This is a genomic window from Mesorhizobium sp. M1328 (genome assembly GCF_040318075.1).
Taxonomy (GTDB): domain Bacteria; phylum Pseudomonadota; class Alphaproteobacteria; order Rhizobiales; family Rhizobiaceae; genus Mesorhizobium.
The window spans coordinates 339,642-356,751 of the sequence record NZ_JAMYLO010000003.1 but is presented as its reverse complement, the minus strand read 5'-3'; the positions used below and the strand labels follow the sequence as shown (position 1 = coordinate 356,751).

The window sequence follows — 17,110 nt, the reverse complement described above, 5'->3', positions numbered from 1 at the left end:
CGAACCGGAAAAACGGGTACGGGCTGCAACGCATGATCGTCACGCCATGAACTGGAGGCGTTATTTCTGGCCCGTCATCGGCATCGCCGCGGTGGTGTTCTCGCTGTGGCTGCTGCTGCACGAATTGCGCGGCATTTCGCTCGACGACGTCTGGGACGGCATCGTCGCCATCCCGGCGCGCGGCTGGATGCTGGCGGCGCTGAGCTCGGTCATCGCCTATGCCTCGCTCGCCGGCTACGACCACATAGCGCTGCTGCACATCGGCAGACGAGTCTCGTGGCTGTTCGTCACCTTCTGCTCGTTCACCACCTACGCGCTGTCGCACAATATCGGCGGATCGGTATTTTCCGGTGCGGTGATCCGCTACCGCGCCTACGGCACCAAGGGCCTGACCGGCCAGGATGTCGGCATTCTGGTGGCGATCTGCTGGATCACCTTCGTGCTGTCGACGCTGTTCGTCTCAAGCATCGTCCTGCTGCTCGAGCCTGAGGTGATCGACCGGTTTTCCGGCACGCCGCACCACAAGCTGTCGCAAGCGGCAGGGCTCGCCATGCTGCTCTTGGTGGCGGCCTATGTCTTCGGCAGCTGGCTGCATCTGAGGCCGCTGAGGATCGGCAGCTTCCAGTTGCACTACCCGGCGCTGCCGATCGTAGCACGGCAATTGCTGGTCGGCCCGATCGAGCTGCTGGCGGCGGCGGCGATCATCTTCTTCGCCCTGCCCGCCACCGGCAATCCCGGCTATTTCGTCGTGCTCGGCGTGTTCCTGGTGTCGTTCTCGATCGCGCAGATCTCGCATGCGCCGGGCGGGCTCGGCGTCTTCGAGGTGGTGTTCCTCGCCGGCTTGTCACATATGGACCAGGTCGGCGTGCTGGCGGCGCTCCTGGTATTCCGGCTGTTCTACCTGATCATCCCGCTGCTGATCGCGCTCGGCGTGGTGCTGTATTTCGAGCGCTCGCAATTCAGCCGTAGCGCGAATTGACGCGCCGGAAGCCGACGATTGAGCCCAGACACAGGGTTGACTATTTTCCGGCGGCGGCTACAAGGCACGCGCGGCGACATCGTCGCCCTGCCCGCGTGGTTTTCAACAGCCGCGCCTGCTGGGGAATAGGTTAACGGTAGACCCACGGACTCTGACTCCGTTAGTCCTGGTTCGAATCCAGGTTCCCCAGCCAAAAACTTCATGAATGAAAACAATCGGTTACGCAGCACCATCGCGACCGGTGCGTGTTGCATGGGTTTTCACGTCCTGTAGCGCTCAACCCCTTGCTTTCCGGGCCTGTCTCGGTCCGTCCCTTGTTGTCATTGCAACATGACTGCAACACGGATCAGCCCATTTGTTCCCGCCATGTTCGCAGCGAAGAAAGCCCGCAACTGTGAGGCAGCGGGCTTGTTTGATTCGCAGTTGAGGGATTTAGGCGCTCGCCTTTCTGTGCCTTGGCGTCGGCCATCGCCTTATCGATACACGCGCCAGCCGCCTCGTTCAGGCGTTCGGCGAGGTCGCGGGCGATCATGGGCAGCGCGCTTATTTGGTCCGCCAAAGCGACCCTCTTCCCGTCGCGTTCGAACTCCTGTTCCGTGGTCTGGTCGTAGAGCACTTCGAGACCCAAAGCTGTCATTCCGCCCGAACGTGTCGTAGTTTCTAATGGCTCTGCCGATGGGAGGGGTCATGTCCGAGCGCCCGATTGCCGATGGAGGCCGCCAGCTACATCGCAGACGCACTCGTTATGAGCGATAACTTTGAATGGAGTGACGATGCAGTGGCCGAGGCTCTATTCTTCCTCTCCGATGAGAGCCGACCGCAAACGGCCTTTTGAGCAAACCGCAGAGAGGCAGAAGGCACTGTCAAGTCAACTACTTGGACGGATGGCCAAACGGTGTGAAAGCCACGTGTGCTGTGAGTAGGACATCAATTCGTGCCAGTCGTTTTGCGGTCATTGTCCTATTCTCAACACCACTTTGCGCCCGTCGGAAAGGGTTCCCGTTCCTGTGCCAACCGGGGGTTGTCTGCTGGTCAGCGAGAACACGAATCGGGTTGAGAGTTGCCCGCAAACCATCGTTCCTTCTCCACGCGAGAAGGTAAGATTGGCAGTGGTCGTGCCTCGGCATTCGACCCCAGTGTTGGTCTGTCCGCGAATAGTACCGCGCCGTGTAATACTGTTGACGAAAGCCGTCCCGGAAAAGGAGAGCGTCCCATCAACAGTCTGACCGGAGACTGGTGCGGTGATGGTGAGCAGATTTTGCGCCTGCGCGTAGCCGGCAGCGTCTGCGACACCACAGGCAATCAACATTGTCGCCAAGATTCCCCGGAAAGTACGGTGCATATGGACGGTTCCTTTGAGACCGCTCCTGCGAGGCTAAAGCAAATCCGCCTTCAAATCCGCAAATGCCGTTGAAAGAAATTGCAGACTGCTGCAGCGCCTTGCGAGCGTTCGGCATTAGGCATGAACGGTAGTGGTTTTCTGCCCTTTCACGGCGGTAACAGGGGTTCGATTCCCCTTGGGCGTACCAGCAAAATCAAGCACTTAGCCGAATTTCGGGTCGATACGTCGAATGTGCACCGAATAAACGCCCGCGAATTTCCGTGAATAGCTTCGGGGTGAGCGCCCGGCGGATACCCTAGAGAAGGTCGTGCGACTGTAGCCGTAGGGGAATGGCGCTGGCCTGTGTCGAGGATAGTAGCGCCTCCATATTAGGAATCGCTATGGTTGTGTTACGCTACGTAACGAGATAGACAGATTCGACAACCGGCACCCTATTTCCTCAAAGATAACAACGGGTTAGTTCGCAAAATGGCCACCCAACCGGCACCCCTTGGACAGCTCGTTTTAGATATTGGGATTGAAGTTCAGCGTGACGTGAACGGCATTGAGATGGGCGTGCTCGAAAACGGCATCCCCTTTCTCGTCAAAGGCCGCTCTCATAAAAAGCCCGCCACCGTGAGGCAGCGGGCGCTAGTTCGGGAGGAGTCGGGCGTCCCCTTTGCCCGTGTGAACAACGGTACGCCTCGCTTAGCTGGATAATAAGCTCGCGCCGGTTGAAGTGCTGCATATTCAAGCTGCGTGACTTTTCTGCCACAAGCTAAAGAAGGCCCGCCACCAGAGGCAGCGGGCTGGACGAGGAACATTCCCGCTTAACATATGTTATACGGGGGTATGGCAAAGCTCCCGCCGCTCCCGCCGCCCTCATCTCGCATCGTGCTTCTCGCGCTCTGCCTCGATCTTGCTTTGCGCAAGCAGCAACAGGCTCAAGCAAACGAGCCAGCCTACCGTTAGGCAGCGGGCTCTGGCCCTCATTTGAGCGTGATTAGATCCAGCGGTCCCGGCGCTGGTCGCTGCCCACAAGAACGAGGCCCACCAGCGAGCCTACAGCCGCACCCAGCATGAAGGCGGCCGAAACCGCGCCAGGATTTTCTTGAACGACACCGGAGGCCGTAGACGCCCTGTTCCGAAGTGCCTGCGTTGTCCGAGACACGCTATTAGCCGCGCCCTCATACCAACCAGTGGCTTCCTCGACCACCTCTTCAGCGCGATCCGCGAGCGTCCGATTGATCTTGCTGATCTCGCGCTTCAGCTGCGCAACCTGCTTCTCCAAGGCTTCCTGAGCTTCCCGCTGACTCACGGTCGGCTTTGCGGCTTCGTTTGGGTCGTCGGCCATTGTGATCTCCCTTTGGGGTGGGGCTCAACGGCCGCCCGAGCGTATGGTTCCTCAGCAACAAAAAAGGCCGCCACCGTGAGCCAGCGGGCTTCAAGTGTCCGAAGGGCAATTGATCAGGCTTTGGTATCTGCCTGTCTCGTTTTTGCCAGCTCCAGGGCATTAAGCGATGCTCCGGTCATCTGTCCCACCATCCGCAACAACCTCACGATGTCGCCAGCGGCTTCGTTGACAAGAGCGTCTTGGCCCAGCTCGGGAATTTGCTCCATCGCCAGTTCGCAAACGCGGACTATCGCGCATGCATCATAGCCGCGATCGATATCAGCCTCGGTGATTAGACCCTGATCCGACGCGACAGGTGCAGCGGCGTTCATAAGACACCCCCTTTCCCGGCGATACGCGCAATGTCTTCCATGATGAATTCGAAGTCCTCCCCGTCGTATTCCAAGACGCGATGCACCCGCACCTTGGCGGTAAGGTCATCAAGCGTCTCGGCCGGATGGCGTAGGAGCGCGTCGGCCGCGTCCGCAGTGCGGTGTGTGGCGTCGGAATATGCTTTATCGAGCTTGCCAAAGCCCGTCTTGCGGCGAGCAGCAGCATCGGCCTTCTTATACGCGCGCATTGCTTCGACATGTTCGACGCTGGCGCGGCTCGGCGGCATCTTTGCGAGATCAGCGACAGCGGTTTTGCGAAGCGTTTCGACTTCCTCCGCGGTCATCTCGCCCATGACGGGTCGCTTACCCCTGACAGCCATATAACGTAGCTCGGCCGCATTCAGCGCCGGCTCCAAGGAGCGGAGCGTTGCCCATTCGGCATGGAATGCGGCTTCGAGTTCGGCAACCTGGCTGGTAGGTGCGGCGACAGATGGCTTCGTAGCCATTGCAGTTGCGGCGAGCGCGAGCCCCGCCCCGGTCAGATTGAGCAGGCGGCGGCGGTTGATTGCGGGCATGCCTTCGGCGGCTGCCCGAACAGTGGTGTTCGGCATGGTGTTGCTCCTAGAGCGTGATTGATGTAACATCATGCAAAATACATGACATCAGCATCAAGTCAATACATTCTGCATGAAGTTGGAGCCTAATGACGATCACAGCAAGTCAATTGAGGGCAGCGCGCGGCCTGATCGGATGGTCGCAACAGGACCTTTCGGAGAAGGCCGAAGTCGGAAGGGCAACGATCGCAGACTTTGAATCCGGGAAACGCGCGCCTTACGCCACAACACTTGCAAGACTTCAAGAAACGCTGATCACGGCCGGCGTCGAGTTCATCCCCGAGAATGGGGGTGGCGCCGGGGTACGGCTTAAAAAGCCCGCGTCAGCCGCCCCTCACCTGCCCGACGGGGAGGCCGGCATCATCGAAAACAATGACATGTAGGCGCGACTGCGGAGTTGCATCGTTGGTAGTGTGGAATTTTGGCTGTGGCTGGCAACTTGCGGTATGGCGCGCCTGTTGGAACGGCGTGATTGCGGCAAGGAGCGGACGTCGCCCCGCGTCCGCGGGCTGTTGTATCGAAAACGCTACGAAGCCTACGGGGCAGACGTTGGCCCTCTGCGCCCGAGCATCTCAATGATGCCAAAATCCACAGATTCACCACAGGACGGTGGTCGTCGCGCGAGTTTTCAGCAGCCTATTTCAGCAGCTTATTAATGTGCGACTTGGGAAGCTGCTGACATCAATTCCTCGAGATTCGGCGCCCGGCATACATTTTGGCCCTCCTCTTCAGCTTCCGTGAAGCTCCAGCGCACAAAGCCTTCCTGATCGAGCAGGAACTCGCCGATCAGTGGCATGTGACCGGCGATCATTATCTGCCGGTCGGCCTTCGTAATTTCGTACCCGTCCTTCTTCTCAAGAAGTCGCCCGCCGCAGCCGGGTTCATCGGTTCGGGCAATTCCCCCGGCAGATCGATCCGCATTGTCATGACCAGGTCCATTCCGACCTTGTGCGGCCATTCGGTTTCATTCTCCGTGATCTCGACGATGGGTAACCCCAAGGCGCGGTGTGAAGCGCCCTCCGGGTCGGATGCGCTAAGAAGATCGGGTAGCGGATGGTAACGGAAGTAGAGCCGCGCCCGCTCGACCGGCGTCTTGACCACCGCCAGGCATTCGACGCCTTTCTCACGCAGGGCCGGCTTAAGCTGCGCCATCGCCGCGACATGGCGCCGGCAGAACGGACAGTGCAGGCCTCGAAACAAACCGACCAGTAACGAGCTACGGCCCCGAAAATCATCGAGCGCGATCTTGCCTTCGCGTGAGATCGCATTGAGCACAACATTCGGTGCCCGGTCGCCCGGCTGCAGCGGGCGGTCAACACTACTCGTGGACATGGACAACCTCCTCGCCCCGGGTCAGTCAGGGAAAGCAGCACCCAGCGTTTCGGAGGCGATCAAGTGCTGGGGCGCAAGCTTCCTGTGCCAAGGCAATAGCTTTCGACCTCTGCCATATTGCCGAGGTCGAGATTACGCGCGTTGCAAGCCCATCATAGCACGAAAAAGCATCTGCGGGTCGCCGCCAAATGTGGTCAATGACCTCACGCGAGCGCACTCCCGAATGCTCTTGTGCTGAAGGTCAGGTTCCCGACCTCGTTTTGGACGTTCAAGTCTGCAACGACCAAGGTCGTCAACGGGTCGTGAGCCGATATTCAAATTGAGACATCGTTTCGTCGGTTGACTCGAGCAATGCACCGGCAGCTAATCTCCCGCCAGGGCAAAGAGGGGCCACGAACAGGGAGAAAACGATGGCCGTGCAAAAGGAAGACTATCGAACGAACAGAGCCGACTTTGCCATTGCTGCTATGCATAATCGAGCGACCGCTGAGGACGATCGTGAGGAGCTAATCGCAAGAAAGAAGTCCCTTTGGCTCAGAGATCGGCGATCTGCAATATTGGCTGCGAACCCGTCAGAAAGCACCCCTCAACCGAAGTCCAAACCGCGCGGTTAGCGGGTCGGGTCCTAGCCACTTCCTCCTGCTATCGTCAATCGCGCCCTTGCTCGGGCGAAGCTTTTGACGTTCAGTGTGGGTAGGGGGATATCACATTGCGCCAACACCACACCTTCGCGGCGGCGGGGGCCGCGATTATCCTTTTGAGCGGCTGCTCTGGTTCCGGGCTTGGAATGCCTGGCTCACCGGCTTGGTTTGCCACCACACCACAGGCGGAGCAGGTAACCTACTTCCGGAATCGATGCGTCTCCTACGGCTTCGAACCAGGAACCCCAGCCATGGCCCAGTGCATCCAAAACGAGTCCATTTCGTCTCGCGGCAGGGCATCCGCCAGAGCAAATGCGGCTTTTACCAACATGCAAAACAGCCAACCAAAAACGACGACCTGCAATCGCTTCGGCAACACCGTAAATTGCACGACGTTTTGATATTTGCGGAAATATGAAGGGCACGAGGATAACGCATGCCGCCCCTAGTGCGAACGCTCCACCGCAAATGTCGGCGCGTCTGAATGACCCGCCTAACTGTTGCGGAAGAGCTTGAAAGCGCCGCCGACCGCATCGCCGATATGTCGCGCGCCGATCTGCAGGTCATCCTGCGTCGCGCTGCATTGATGCTTAGAAACGTCTCTGGCGTGCCGCTGGAGCCCGCGACGGAGGACGCTCTCAACTCCATCGCGGCTGAAATGAAAATTGGCCGGTCGGACCTCATCCAGATCGTGCTGCGCGAATGGCTGGAAACCAACGCCTATCTGCCAGTGCGCGAAATCGATGAAGAGAGCGAAACAGACGGGAGCGCCTAGTGGATAGAGTCTAACGCTTGGTGCCCGCGTCTGACGGCAGCGATGATCTTATCGGGGTCGGCGGCGGAAACCACAGGGTAGCTTGGGCCAAAATTGATTTGACAGTAGGCCATCCCAAGCGCCGAGTCTCTTTGTGCGCATGCGCGCACGTATTGACTAGGGAGGAAAACCCCATGGAAGAGATCAATCGTCGGTCTGCATTGACGATCGGTCTAGCGACAGCCGCCGCGACCCCTCTATTCGCTTTAGCGACGCCCGCGGGAGCCGCAGAGATCGTCCCGACATATGGCACAAATGACGGTAAGGAGATTGCCCCCGGCGTTCGCATAGTGGAAGTAGGCACTTGGGACTCGGATATGACAGGCATCAAAAGTATTCTAGTGCTCGATGCAGTATTCCAACCTGGGGCTGCCGACAAAGAATCCGTCATGGACAACGACATGGTCTGTTTTATCACCGCTGGTGAGTTCACCATCAAGAAGACGAACCCCGATAAGGAATTTAACGTTAAGAAAGGTGAGTACTATACCTGCGGCAAAGGCAAAACGGACCATGCCACGAACATAAGCAAGGAAGTCGGGATCCACCGGATCTCCGTTCTGATACCTGCCTAAGCGTTTTAGAGGGCCGCCTACTGAGGTGGCCCTTCGCCCCTCCTAACGCATGTCTGGACAAGCCCATCGTCTCGCATGCGCACTCCCCACAAGCGGCGCCGGCCACTTTCAGCCCCTTCGTTCGAAAGTTGGCTTCCAGTCGCGATTGCGCGCTCGCTGCTGGCCTTCGTAATCAGGAATGCATGTGAAGAACACCTGCCGGCGCTCACGACCGGCAGCCTTGCAATTTGAGCAGACAAAAAGCCCGACCAGGTCATCATGCATCGAGCCGTGATCACGGCCGAGCCTTTCAATCAGCGCCTGGATGTCGAGCTTCGTCGATTTGCAGCACATCGGGTGCGCACAATTGACATAGATGGTTTCTCGGGCGGCCAGGGTATCGGCGAGTGTCTTCTGAGGCATGCATGGCGATCTCCGTTGATGGGGTCGCCGCACCGAATTCACTGTCCCCGGTCTGTCGGACGGATGCAAGTCGCTTCCACCATGCCGCCTTCACGATGCAGCATGGCGGCGACAATGACGTCGAAAACGTTCCCGACCTCCTCTTCGATCTCATGTGCCTTGATGCCGCTCTCCTCAGCCGCTTTCAGGGCCTGGTCGGCAAGATCCCTAATGGCGAACGGATCGCTTGACCTTGCGTTAGGCAGATGCTCTGCCATCCATTTGTCGAAGAAGTTGACGCCACGTGTGCTCATCCAGCCATAAGCTGGCGAATGGGATTAAGTTCCTTCTTCCCGTACCATGATCATTTTATTAAATTAGCAATGATGCATGAACGGGCGTATGATCCGCTCCAGCTGGAGCCAAACGCTCTCAGCCGGTACGCCCAGCGGCCAAATCGTCCCCAAATGCCGTCGCGCTATCCCAACAGGTTGTGATGGGTGACGACGTGAGACGGGATAAGCACAATCCGCCAACTATGAAGGGCAAAATCCACGGTTCGCCGGACAACGACGAACGGGGGCATTTGGAGTTCTGCCCAATTTGCGGCCAGACATTCGATAAGCGAAAGCTTGTCGAAGTGCTGCATCATCACCTTCCCGAGCATGAGCCGTTCACGACGGATCGGTGACGGAGGTCGAAGCCACTTCGGTTTTCTGCCAGTTGGATAAAAGTCCCGCCGCACATGCCCCATGACGGCGGGACCCGATCAAGCGACTTGCACCAGTCTGGGGGGATGCGGGGGTGGGCTCGCCCGGTGCACGCAGACCGTCAGGAATCATAGGCGCATCAACTGCAACGCGTCCACCAACCGACGGTGGAAGAAGACTACTGCAGAGCCGGGGGCTGGCTACCCACAGAAGCAGTGCAACGCGGATCCCGTAGGGAACCAGCACGACCGCCAGCGCTACCCAAAAGCCGGGGTCCACCAGCACTGCCATTTCACTGCGAAGCTGTTCCATCGCGTGTTTCCAAGGAGGGTGTGTTTTCAGCCCTCAGCCGCTGTTCGCGGAGCCGAGCCGTCTTCGCGTCTCGGGCCGCGCGCTCAACATCGATCAATGACCGTGCAGCATCTGACGTGCGCTGCTCTCTCTCATCTCTTTGTGTCCAAGTGGCCAAGCGGCGCTCCCTAAAGTGCATGCCGCCGACCTGGCGGCACGGTGCTGCTTTATCGAACCATGGTCGCAGGCGAGTGTTCCACCAAGACAGCAAAAAATCCCGCCGGACCTTCGGCGCGGTCAGGCTAGGTGGAGAAGTACAGGGCGCCGAAACGCAAGAACCCCCTACGGGACATGCGACAGGCGCGCTTCACGAACGAGCGCGCGACAGCTTGGTGTCCCTCATTCCCAAGGCGCTTTCACCGGGCGGTTCTGGCTGACAAACCCAATCGAAAATAGGAATATGCCAGGACGCCGGGACCCGATCAAGTGACTTGCACCTTTCGGCGGCCCACGTCAGCTAAATTGCAGGTAGCCGCTGACGAGCGCGTTGGCGTTGTTGTCGGTCATGTCGATCGTGTGATTTGCTGGCGATGAATTGTATATTTTGTAGCCGGCAATGGCGAAATTAGCGCTGCCGAAGTTTTCCGTCGCGTCAAAAGCAGGCGATGCCGTGGAGAATGTCGTGTTCCCATTCGTGCCAATATTGGCACCAAAGACGACAAGAGGCGGTGCACCCGCCGAAGCTAAAACCGTCTGTGGAGCAGGATCGCCAGTCGTCGCCTCAGAATTCCATGTCGATGGTACTACAGCAGTTATCGGAACGTTGCCGCGATATATATAGAGGCACTTTCCGGCGCCGATACCGCTGGAGATACCCATGATATTGCCCGCTTCTGTTCCATCCAGAATTTTGTAGTCGACCATGAGCCTATGAACGACGCCGGGGCAATCAACAACGTTCGTAAAGCCTGTGGGTGTCACGGAAGCCGGGGCGCCAATGCCGCTCCCGGCATCGGCTAACACAGCGACATCGCCGGCCTGAAGGCCTGCCGGCCAAGCGATCGTTGCCGCCGAGGTTATCGTGATCGAGATCAGCGTAACGGAGGTCACGCCGGACGGAGCGTATGTGCCCATCATCGCCATCTGACCAATTAGTGCCATCAGATCAATCCTCCGCCAGAGATGCACAGTGTGCGTCAGAACCTTTAGAAAAAACAATGGCGGTCATCTTGCACTCCTATCGATTGGCCGCTGCGGCGTCCGGCAGGCCCAAGGCATCACCGGTAGCGGCCTCGATCCGGTCGAACAGCGTGCGAACGAAGAAAAGATTCTGGATCGGCAGCAGCTTGCGCACGGTATGCAGATCGCTCTGCTTGAAATCCCCGGCCGAAATGGCGCCGGAAATCTGAAACAGGTCGGACGCAGCGTCGAGCGTTGGCCCTAGCAGGGCGCCAGCGGTGTTCCTGGAGGCGTAGCGAGATATCTGCTTGCCCGTGACCATCGAAAGGCCCAGCTTGGCCGGGCGAGATGCCGGAGCCGATGGACCCGTTTGCGGCGCTCGAATATCTGAACAAGAAGGACAGCTACGATATCACGGAAGCGGATCAACAGATGATGGCCACCGGCATGGGGCAGCTCGTCGGCCAGTTCCTGCTCGACCGCGACGGTGTCGTTCGCTGGACCTCCACCGAGGTTCTCGATGGCGGCCTGTTCGGCGCTCCGAATATGCAGGAGCTAATGTCGGCAGCGTCGCACATTGGTCAGTAGCGGCGCAGTTGCGGACATCGGCTGCACGGATAGCAGGTGTTATGCAAACCGTTAGTTCGAGCCGGGGTCGACGCGCTTCGGCGCGAAGCGTTTCACCCACTCGTCGATGCTGGTGGGTGTCCGGAATGGGCGAATGGGCTTCCTGATCGTGCTGTTGATCTCTGCCTTGTCAACGACAAGGCCCAGCAGTCGGGCCTTGGCCATGATTGACGCGGGCGGCGCAGCTGTCCGCCCATCCAGATATGCCAAGGCATCGTCGGCCCATCTCATCTACGTGGAAGTCTAACGCTTGGTGCCCCATGCGGGATGCCTGTTCCGACCTCGGTGGACAATCAGCCTGGCCAGCCGGCAGGCACACCACGCGGGGTTCTGGTAAAGTCCATGAAGAATGGGCAGGTGGGAGGGTTGAATGAGCTTCGAGCTAGCAATGCTTGCGGCGAGCTGCGTGCTCTGTTTGATCCAAATTGTTATCTCCTCCCACGCAGCCAGCCTTCAGCGAGGTTATCGGTGGACTGCCAGCTCCCGTGACGCCGAAGTCCCCCCGCTCACGGGCATAGCTGGGCGCTTGGAAAGAGCGCTTCGAAACTTCCTTGAGACGTTTCCGGTGTTTGTGGCTGCGGTCTTCCTTGTTCACTTGCTCGGCCGTGAGAGCGCTCTCAGCGAATGGGGAGCTGGTCTCTATGTTTCGGCCAGGTTGGTTTACCTTCTACTCTATGCAGCGGGCGTTCCCTTGCTCCGCTCGCTCGTCTGGAACGCCGCGTTCGTTGGAATTATCCTTCTTTTGCTCGCGTCAGTCTGGCCTTAGCTGTCGTGACCGTATGCCGATCGCCGCTGCGGCGACGTCCGCTTCCTTGACCATCGCGGAAGTTCCAAGAACAACTCTCGAACGACCTCATTGGGTCAGGTTTTGCCGCTTGAGCCGGCGGCCCGAACCGGTAACTAGCGCCAATTCCGGTCGTTTGCGGTTATGGCGAACAAGGTCGCATGTATATCCCGCAAGCAGACTTTCGGCCTTTGCGGCATTTGGGAGTTCACTTTATGACCGAAAATTCGAACTGGTCCCAGCGGTAAACGGCCTTGTATTCGTCGTCGCGCCCCGGCGTCCTGAACACATTGCGATAAATTGCTCCACAGCTTGTCAGCTCTACCGGAAAGGCATTGCACAAGAAATTGCCTTGCACCCACGAGGTTCCCGAGTGGGTCGTTTGGCCAATGGTCTCGCTGACGGCGCCATCGACGGAGGTCGTGCGCTGCATAGGCAGGAACTTGTCAAACGCCAATTTTCCGCGCGTTTCGTGGCCGAACATGAGAGACCTTATTTCCGCGCCTGTGAGCCGGTCCTTCGGATTCATGCCTGCCCTTGCCAATGCCGGCAGATCGGGCACACCTGCCTTGGTCAGGCCGGCCAAAAGGCGTTCGATATCGGCCGTATTCTTGAACACCATGTAGTCCTGGGTGATCAACTGGCTCGTGTCGTATTCCATTCTGCGCGCAACAGCCTTCCTAAACATTTCCAAGGCGGCCGCGGCCTGGTCGGTGCGCCCAAGATGCCCATAGGCCGAAACAAGGACTTGCAGGGCATAGAAGTTGGCCGGTGGATCGGGCGAAGCAAGGTCCATCTTCTCGATGGAGCGAACCGCGCCCTTGAATTTCTCTTGACCGAACTCGGCCAGTCCGGCCTGGTAGCGCCTGTAGTCCATCCACGAGATCGGGTCGACGCGCGCAGCCGCATCGAGATAGCTCAGCGCTTCCTTCGGCCGGCCGTTGAAATTCAGGGCATTGGCCAGCGAGAGATAATTCCAGGAATCGCTAGGATCGAGCGCCACCGATTTCAGAAGAACGGTGACTGCTTCGTCCGAGTTGTGCTCCCTGACCATCAACTCGGCGACCAGTTGATAATAACCCGGCGAGGGATGTCGGGCGGCGAGCTTCAGGGTTTCGTGGACTTTGTCATAGGCCTCGGCTCGCGTGAGTCCCATCACCACGGCCCGGGTGATGTCCGCGTCCCAATAGGCCCAGGCGAGTTGGGCATGAGCCGCGCCGAAATCGGGGTCGAGTTGCACCGCGTGCTGGAAATGCTTCACAGCCTGCGCAAACTCCTCGGGGGTGTTGATGCGGTTATAGATGTCCATCCCTTTGAGATAGACATCATAGGCCTCGGGATTGTTTGTGCCTCCCACGCGGGCGGCCGGCGCGACGCTCACCAGGCGGAGCTGGAGCGCGCCGGCAATGCTGCCGACGACCTTGTCCTGCAGCGCGAACACGTCCGCCCACCGGCCGTCGAAGCGCTCCGCCCAGAGATGTCCGGATGTCGAGCTGTCGATCAGTTGCGCATTGATGCGCATGTTGTCGCCGACGCGGCGAATCGAGCCTTCCAGCAGATAGCGGACGCCCAATGCCGCAGCAATCTCCGCCGGCTTCGTGTCCTTGTGCTTGTAGGCAAAGGCCGCGTTGCGGGAGACGACGAAAAGGCCGGGCACGCGCGCCAGTTCGGTCGTCAGGTCCTCGGTGAAGCCGTTGGCGAGATATTCCTGTTCCTTGTCGTCGCTGAGATTGTCGAAGGGCAGGACTACGAGCGACGGCCGGGCATCTACCGCCTCGCTGGCCGCGGGCGCAGCAGGTTGCGCAGGCCTCTCCCACGGCTGCCACCATGCCGCGGCAAGGCCGAGGGCCAGGATGAGAACAGCCGCCGCTACCGGAAGGCGCCAGGCGCGCGGCCGGCGGCGAGCTTTGAGGGTCGTGCCCGCTGCCGCTGGATCAAGCACCACGCGATAGGTCTGAACTGGTTGGGCAATGTTTTTGACCCTCTGCTCGCCCATCGGCTCGAAGGCGAAAGCCAGTTTCCTCTCCACCTCCTTGGCCACTTTTCCCGACAGGCAGATGCCGCCGGGCTCCGCCAGTTGCTGAAGCCTGGCTGCGATGTTGACCCCGTCACCATACCGGTCCTCGCCCTCGACGATCACCTCGCCGAGGTTGATGCCGATCCGCACGTGAATCTGCTCGGTTTCGGGAAGCGAAGCGTTGCGTTCGCCAAGCCCGCGCTGCAGCGACGCCGCACATTCGACGGCATCGATGACGCTGCCGAATTCGGCCAACATCCCGTCGCCCATCAGCTTGAAGATATGGCCGTGGTGGCGTGCAATTTCGGGTTCAAACAGTTCCTTGCGTCCGGCGCGAAGGCGCTCGAACGTGCCGGCCTCATCGCGCTCCATCAGAGCCGAATAGCCCACGACATCGGCGGCGAGAATCGCGGCAAGCTTGCGGTCCATTGTTGGCCTGGCCCCGCAGGATCATAGTATCAGTTGTTCTGAAAGGAAACCGACCTCACCGGCGCTCAGCAAATCCCTTCTTTCCGCGCTTTCATCGACGGCTGAGGTTTTGTCAATGTCGTATTCACCACATTCGAGACATTCGAGCTTGCCTGCCGGAATGGCTCGTTTGGGTCACGGAGCGCCGCTTCGGGAATGCGACGCTCCGAGTTGCTCTACAATTCGACTTGTTCAGAAATCGCCAACGCGTCGTCCACTTCAATGCCAAGGTAGCGGACGGTGCTCTCAAGCTTAGTGTGCCCGAGGAGCAGCTGCACGGCCCGGATATTGCCGGTCTTCTTGTAAATCTGCGAAGCTTTCGTGCGTCTCATGGAATGTGTTCCATACCGCTTCGGGTCGAGCCCGATGCTCGAAACCCATTTGTCGACAATCCTTCCATACTGCCTGGTCGACATGTGCGGTTTCGCCCGCACGCGACTTGGGAACAAATAGTCCCTTTCGGTGAGACCGCGACGGGTTATCCAGGCACCGACGGCGGCTCGGGTCTGCTCCGTGATCTCGAATTGTACCGGCCGCCCCGTCTTTCTTTGAACAATCACTGCTCGGTCGCGGACAACGCCGGAAAGCGCAATGTCGCCAACCGTGATGGTGACTAGGTCGCAACCTCGAAGCTTGCTATCGATGGCGCGAGATTGAAGAGTGCCAGATCCCGTTCCGCGCCGGACACCTGCAGCCGTGTTCGAATGCTCCAGACCTCGCGCGGTTTGAGAGGAGGCTTCTGACCGACGATGTGGCCTCTGTTCCTGTTAGGCATGGCTCTTCTCCCATGCCACCCTCCGCAGCCGCAGCGCTCAACGCGAGCAGGCGAATGTAACAATGGGCTGACCGAGGATTCAGCCGAATGGTTTACCGGACTCCGGTCGATCGAAGCCGCGGGCCGTCAATGGGCGCAGTCGCGCCATATCCAGACGTTACATCCCGGGGAATTTTAACCGGCATCCTCGTGACAGAAGCGGACCTTCCTCGCCAGGCAGCTATCTCGACAGCCAATCCGGTTGCCTTGCACTCCGGCATCCGTCTTCAAGTCGTCTCGCGCTGAATACACGACTGCGTATATGGAGGTCGCCAAGTGAAACGTTGAGCGCGCCGGGCACATGGGCCAAGAACAAACTCGTCCGGCGGCTGACGTCGATGACGGGTCACGAGGTCCTCGCGTATATGCCCGGGTAAGTTCCTCGCGCATGACCGGCTCCATGTCATCGCGACGATCAGTAGCCGCGTACAATGCGGTCCACCTCGGCGAAGTGGCGCTCGGCAACGCTGTGGTCTTCCCTCGACTGTGTGCGGAGCTGTATACCCTTGAACACCTTGTCGGCGGCTTCGTTGTTGCCTAGTTGTGGGCCACGGGCCGAGTGAACTGGAACCGCCATGACCATGCGCGGGCAGAGACCCAGGCCGCCTCGAGGCTGATTGGTCATGATACCCCTCGGCAAGCCAATTGAGCAGATTCTTGGGATCGGCGCCCTCCTGCTGTTGTCGATTGGTTGCGCCATTGTGCTCTGGCCCTTCCTGTCGGCCCTGTTGTGGGCGGCGGTCATATGCTATTCCACATGGCCCATCTACACGTGGTGCGAGCGGACCCTGGGCGGCCACAGAGGGCTGGCGGCCGCCCTGATGACATTGTCGGTCGCCCTTGTTCTGGTCGCACCGTTCGCCATTATGGTGGCGACACTGGCGGACAGTATAAGCAGCCTGATCACAGCGGCGACCCGCGTCCTCGATCAAGGCCCGCCGGCGCCACCGCATTGGGTTGCAGGGCTCCCGGTGGTCGGCGAGAGCCTCGCTGCTCATTGGGAAGCGTTAGCCCACAACGCACCCGCCTTCATGATTGAGCTCAAGAAGCTGATCGGCCCCGCCACCGACATCGCCGTCGCCAGCGGGACTGTGCTCGGCATCGGCCTTCTCGAACTCGGTCTGAGTGTATTCATCGCCTTCTTCTTCTACCGTCACGGCCGGCAGATGGCAGCGTACGTGCGCGAGAGCGCCGAACGATTCGCTGGTTCGCGCGCTCGGCACCTGCTCACGGTCGTGGGCGCGACCGTGCACGGCGTTGTTTACGGCTTGATCGGCACAGCACTCGCCCAGGCTCTATTGGCCGGCATTGGTTTCTGGATCGCCGGTGTGCCTCAGGCGCTATTGCTCGGCTTCCTTACGTTTGTCCTGTCGTTCGTGCCGGCGGGCCCCCCGCTTGTGTGGGGCTCGGTGGCGCTGTGGCTGTTTGTCCAGGGAGCCGTTTGGTGGGGTATCTTCGTCGCGGTTTGGGGCTTGCTCCTCGTCAGCAGCATTGACAATGTCCTCAGGCCTTATCTCCTCACTAAGTCCAACAGCTTGCCCGTGGTACTCGGATTCTTTGGATTCCTCGGCGGCATTCTCGCCTTCGGCTTCATCGGCGTGTTCCTAGGCCCAACGCTGCTGGCGGTCGGCTACAGCCTCTTCCTCGAGTGGCACGCGGCCGAGGTCAAGGACCGCAGGCACTCCAAGTCGGAGCCGCCGGATGCCGCTTGAGTGATATGGGTCTCCGAGCCCAGTTCCAGCTCCTGTGGAAAATCGGGAGCTGCTCTGTGTCGAGCTATGTGCAGCCCGACTCCAAGTCATGGCCTGCGGGCGGGAACGGCTGAGTCCCGCCGATCA

17 protein-coding genes, 2 tRNA genes and 3 pseudogenes are annotated in these 17,110 nt (G+C 59.5%); 10 read left to right on the top strand and 12 right to left on the bottom strand.

Going from position 1 to position 17,110, the window contains the following annotated elements; genetic code table 11:
• The first annotated feature begins 46 nt into the window (after window positions 1–46).
• Window positions 47–979: a putative bifunctional lysylphosphatidylglycerol flippase/synthetase gene (locus tag NKH23_RS10275; RefSeq protein WP_352714895.1), complete on the top strand. Its 933-nt coding sequence runs from the start codon at window positions 47–49 to the stop codon at window positions 977–979.
• A gap of 119 nt (window positions 980–1,098) precedes the next feature.
• Window positions 1,099–1,172, top strand: a tRNA-Gln gene (locus NKH23_RS10270).
• A 153-nt stretch (window positions 1,173–1,325) separates the two neighbouring features.
• On the opposite strand, the gene NKH23_RS10265 is transcribed toward NKH23_RS10270, so the two are convergent.
• Complete coding sequence (locus NKH23_RS10265) at window positions 1,326–1,616, bottom strand: hypothetical protein (RefSeq protein WP_353034632.1); 291 nt, start codon at window positions 1,614–1,616, stop codon at window positions 1,326–1,328.
• Window positions 1,617–1,931: 315 nt separating this feature from the next.
• On the bottom strand, window positions 1,932–2,321 hold the full coding sequence (locus NKH23_RS10260; RefSeq protein WP_143744454.1) for a hypothetical protein: 390 nt from the start codon (window positions 2,319–2,321) through the stop codon (window positions 1,932–1,934).
• 124 nt (window positions 2,322–2,445) lie between these two features.
• On the opposite strand from NKH23_RS10260, the gene NKH23_RS10255 reads away from it, so the two are divergent.
• Window positions 2,446–2,508, top strand: a tRNA-Ser gene (locus tag NKH23_RS10255).
• Between the two features lie 795 nt (window positions 2,509–3,303).
• Here the strand turns inward: NKH23_RS10255 and NKH23_RS10250 are convergent.
• The 3 genes from NKH23_RS10250 to NKH23_RS10240 all read right to left on the bottom strand — a co-directional run bounded on the left by NKH23_RS10250 (window position 3,304) and on the right by NKH23_RS10240 (window position 4,636).
• A complete protein-coding gene (locus NKH23_RS10250; protein ID WP_352910917.1) occupies window positions 3,304–3,654 on the bottom strand; it encodes an SH3 domain-containing protein in 351 nt (116 codons plus the stop codon).
• A 113-nt stretch (window positions 3,655–3,767) separates the two neighbouring features.
• On the bottom strand, window positions 3,768–4,025 hold the full coding sequence (locus tag NKH23_RS10245; RefSeq protein WP_352910920.1) for a hypothetical protein: 258 nt from the start codon (window positions 4,023–4,025) through the stop codon (window positions 3,768–3,770).
• Window positions 4,022–4,636 (bottom strand): hypothetical protein, encoded by a 615-nt coding sequence (locus NKH23_RS10240; protein ID WP_353034630.1) that lies wholly within the window; start codon window positions 4,634–4,636, stop codon window positions 4,022–4,024. The genes NKH23_RS10245 and NKH23_RS10240 overlap by 4 nt, the downstream gene beginning before the upstream one ends.
• A gap of 92 nt (window positions 4,637–4,728) precedes the next feature.
• Between NKH23_RS10240 and NKH23_RS10235 the strand changes: the two genes are divergently transcribed.
• Entirely contained in the window at window positions 4,729–5,022 is a 294-nt protein-coding gene (locus NKH23_RS10235) for a helix-turn-helix domain-containing protein (RefSeq protein WP_352910926.1), read from the top strand.
• A 269-nt stretch (window positions 5,023–5,291) separates the two neighbouring features.
• Here the strand turns inward: NKH23_RS10235 and NKH23_RS10230 are convergent.
• Window positions 5,292–5,971, bottom strand: a pseudogene (locus NKH23_RS10230) (peroxiredoxin-like family protein).
• A 1,125-nt stretch (window positions 5,972–7,096) separates the two neighbouring features.
• On the opposite strand from NKH23_RS10230, the gene NKH23_RS10225 reads away from it, so the two are divergent.
• Together NKH23_RS10225 and NKH23_RS10220 are read left to right on the top strand one after the other, a co-directional pair.
• Window positions 7,097–7,387: a hypothetical protein gene (locus NKH23_RS10225; RefSeq protein WP_352910928.1), complete on the top strand. Its 291-nt coding sequence runs from the start codon at window positions 7,097–7,099 to the stop codon at window positions 7,385–7,387.
• Between the two features lie 173 nt (window positions 7,388–7,560).
• Complete coding sequence (locus tag NKH23_RS10220; protein ID WP_352910930.1) at window positions 7,561–8,001, top strand: hypothetical protein; 441 nt, start codon at window positions 7,561–7,563, stop codon at window positions 7,999–8,001.
• A 108-nt stretch (window positions 8,002–8,109) separates the two neighbouring features.
• Here the strand turns inward: NKH23_RS10220 and NKH23_RS10215 are convergent, their stop codons facing one another.
• Window positions 8,110–8,403, bottom strand: a complete 294-nt coding sequence (locus NKH23_RS10215; protein WP_352910933.1) for a hypothetical protein — start codon at window positions 8,401–8,403, stop codon at window positions 8,110–8,112.
• Between the two features lie 2 nt (window positions 8,404–8,405).
• Here NKH23_RS10215 and NKH23_RS10210 point away from each other — a divergent pair, with 2 nt between their 5' ends.
• A complete protein-coding gene (locus NKH23_RS10210; RefSeq protein WP_353034627.1) occupies window positions 8,406–8,633 on the top strand; it encodes a hypothetical protein in 228 nt (75 codons plus the stop codon).
• Between the two features lie 1,263 nt (window positions 8,634–9,896).
• Here the strand turns inward: NKH23_RS10210 and NKH23_RS10205 are convergent.
• Together NKH23_RS10205 and NKH23_RS10200 are read right to left on the bottom strand one after the other, a co-directional pair.
• On the bottom strand, window positions 9,897–10,544 hold the full coding sequence (locus NKH23_RS10205; protein ID WP_353025031.1) for a hypothetical protein: 648 nt from the start codon (window positions 10,542–10,544) through the stop codon (window positions 9,897–9,899).
• 76 nt (window positions 10,545–10,620) lie between these two features.
• The gene (locus tag NKH23_RS10200) at window positions 10,621–10,884 is read right to left on the bottom strand and encodes a hypothetical protein (RefSeq protein ID WP_352910939.1); all 264 of its coding nucleotides are present in this window, start codon (window positions 10,882–10,884) and stop codon (window positions 10,621–10,623) included.
• A 17-nt stretch (window positions 10,885–10,901) separates the two neighbouring features.
• On the opposite strand from NKH23_RS10200, the pseudogene NKH23_RS10195 reads away from it, so the two are divergent.
• A pseudogene (locus tag NKH23_RS10195) lies at window positions 10,902–11,150 on the top strand (AhpC/TSA family protein); the annotation flags it as partial.
• A 51-nt stretch (window positions 11,151–11,201) separates the two neighbouring features.
• On the opposite strand, the gene NKH23_RS10190 reads toward NKH23_RS10195, so the two are convergent.
• The gene (locus NKH23_RS10190) at window positions 11,202–11,354 is read right to left on the bottom strand and encodes a hypothetical protein (protein ID WP_353025030.1); all 153 of its coding nucleotides are present in this window, start codon (window positions 11,352–11,354) and stop codon (window positions 11,202–11,204) included.
• A 205-nt stretch (window positions 11,355–11,559) separates the two neighbouring features.
• Here NKH23_RS10190 and NKH23_RS10185 point away from each other — a divergent pair, with 205 nt between their 5' ends.
• Window positions 11,560–11,955 carry an MAPEG family protein gene (locus tag NKH23_RS10185; protein WP_353034625.1) on the top strand — a complete coding sequence of 132 codons (396 nt, stop codon included), beginning with the start codon at window positions 11,560–11,562 and terminating at the stop codon, window positions 11,953–11,955.
• A 226-nt stretch (window positions 11,956–12,181) separates the two neighbouring features.
• On the opposite strand, the gene NKH23_RS10180 is transcribed toward NKH23_RS10185, so the two are convergent.
• Complete coding sequence (locus NKH23_RS10180) at window positions 12,182–14,419, bottom strand: adenylate/guanylate cyclase domain-containing protein (protein WP_353034623.1); 2,238 nt, start codon at window positions 14,417–14,419, stop codon at window positions 12,182–12,184.
• Between the two features lie 215 nt (window positions 14,420–14,634).
• A pseudogene (locus NKH23_RS10175) lies at window positions 14,635–15,233 on the bottom strand (tyrosine-type recombinase/integrase).
• Window positions 15,234–15,895: 662 nt separating this feature from the next.
• Here NKH23_RS10175 and NKH23_RS10170 point away from each other — a divergent pair.
• Window positions 15,896–16,984, top strand: a complete 1,089-nt coding sequence (locus NKH23_RS10170; protein ID WP_353034621.1) for an AI-2E family transporter — start codon at window positions 15,896–15,898, stop codon at window positions 16,982–16,984.
• The last annotated feature ends 126 nt before the right edge of the window (window positions 16,985–17,110 follow it).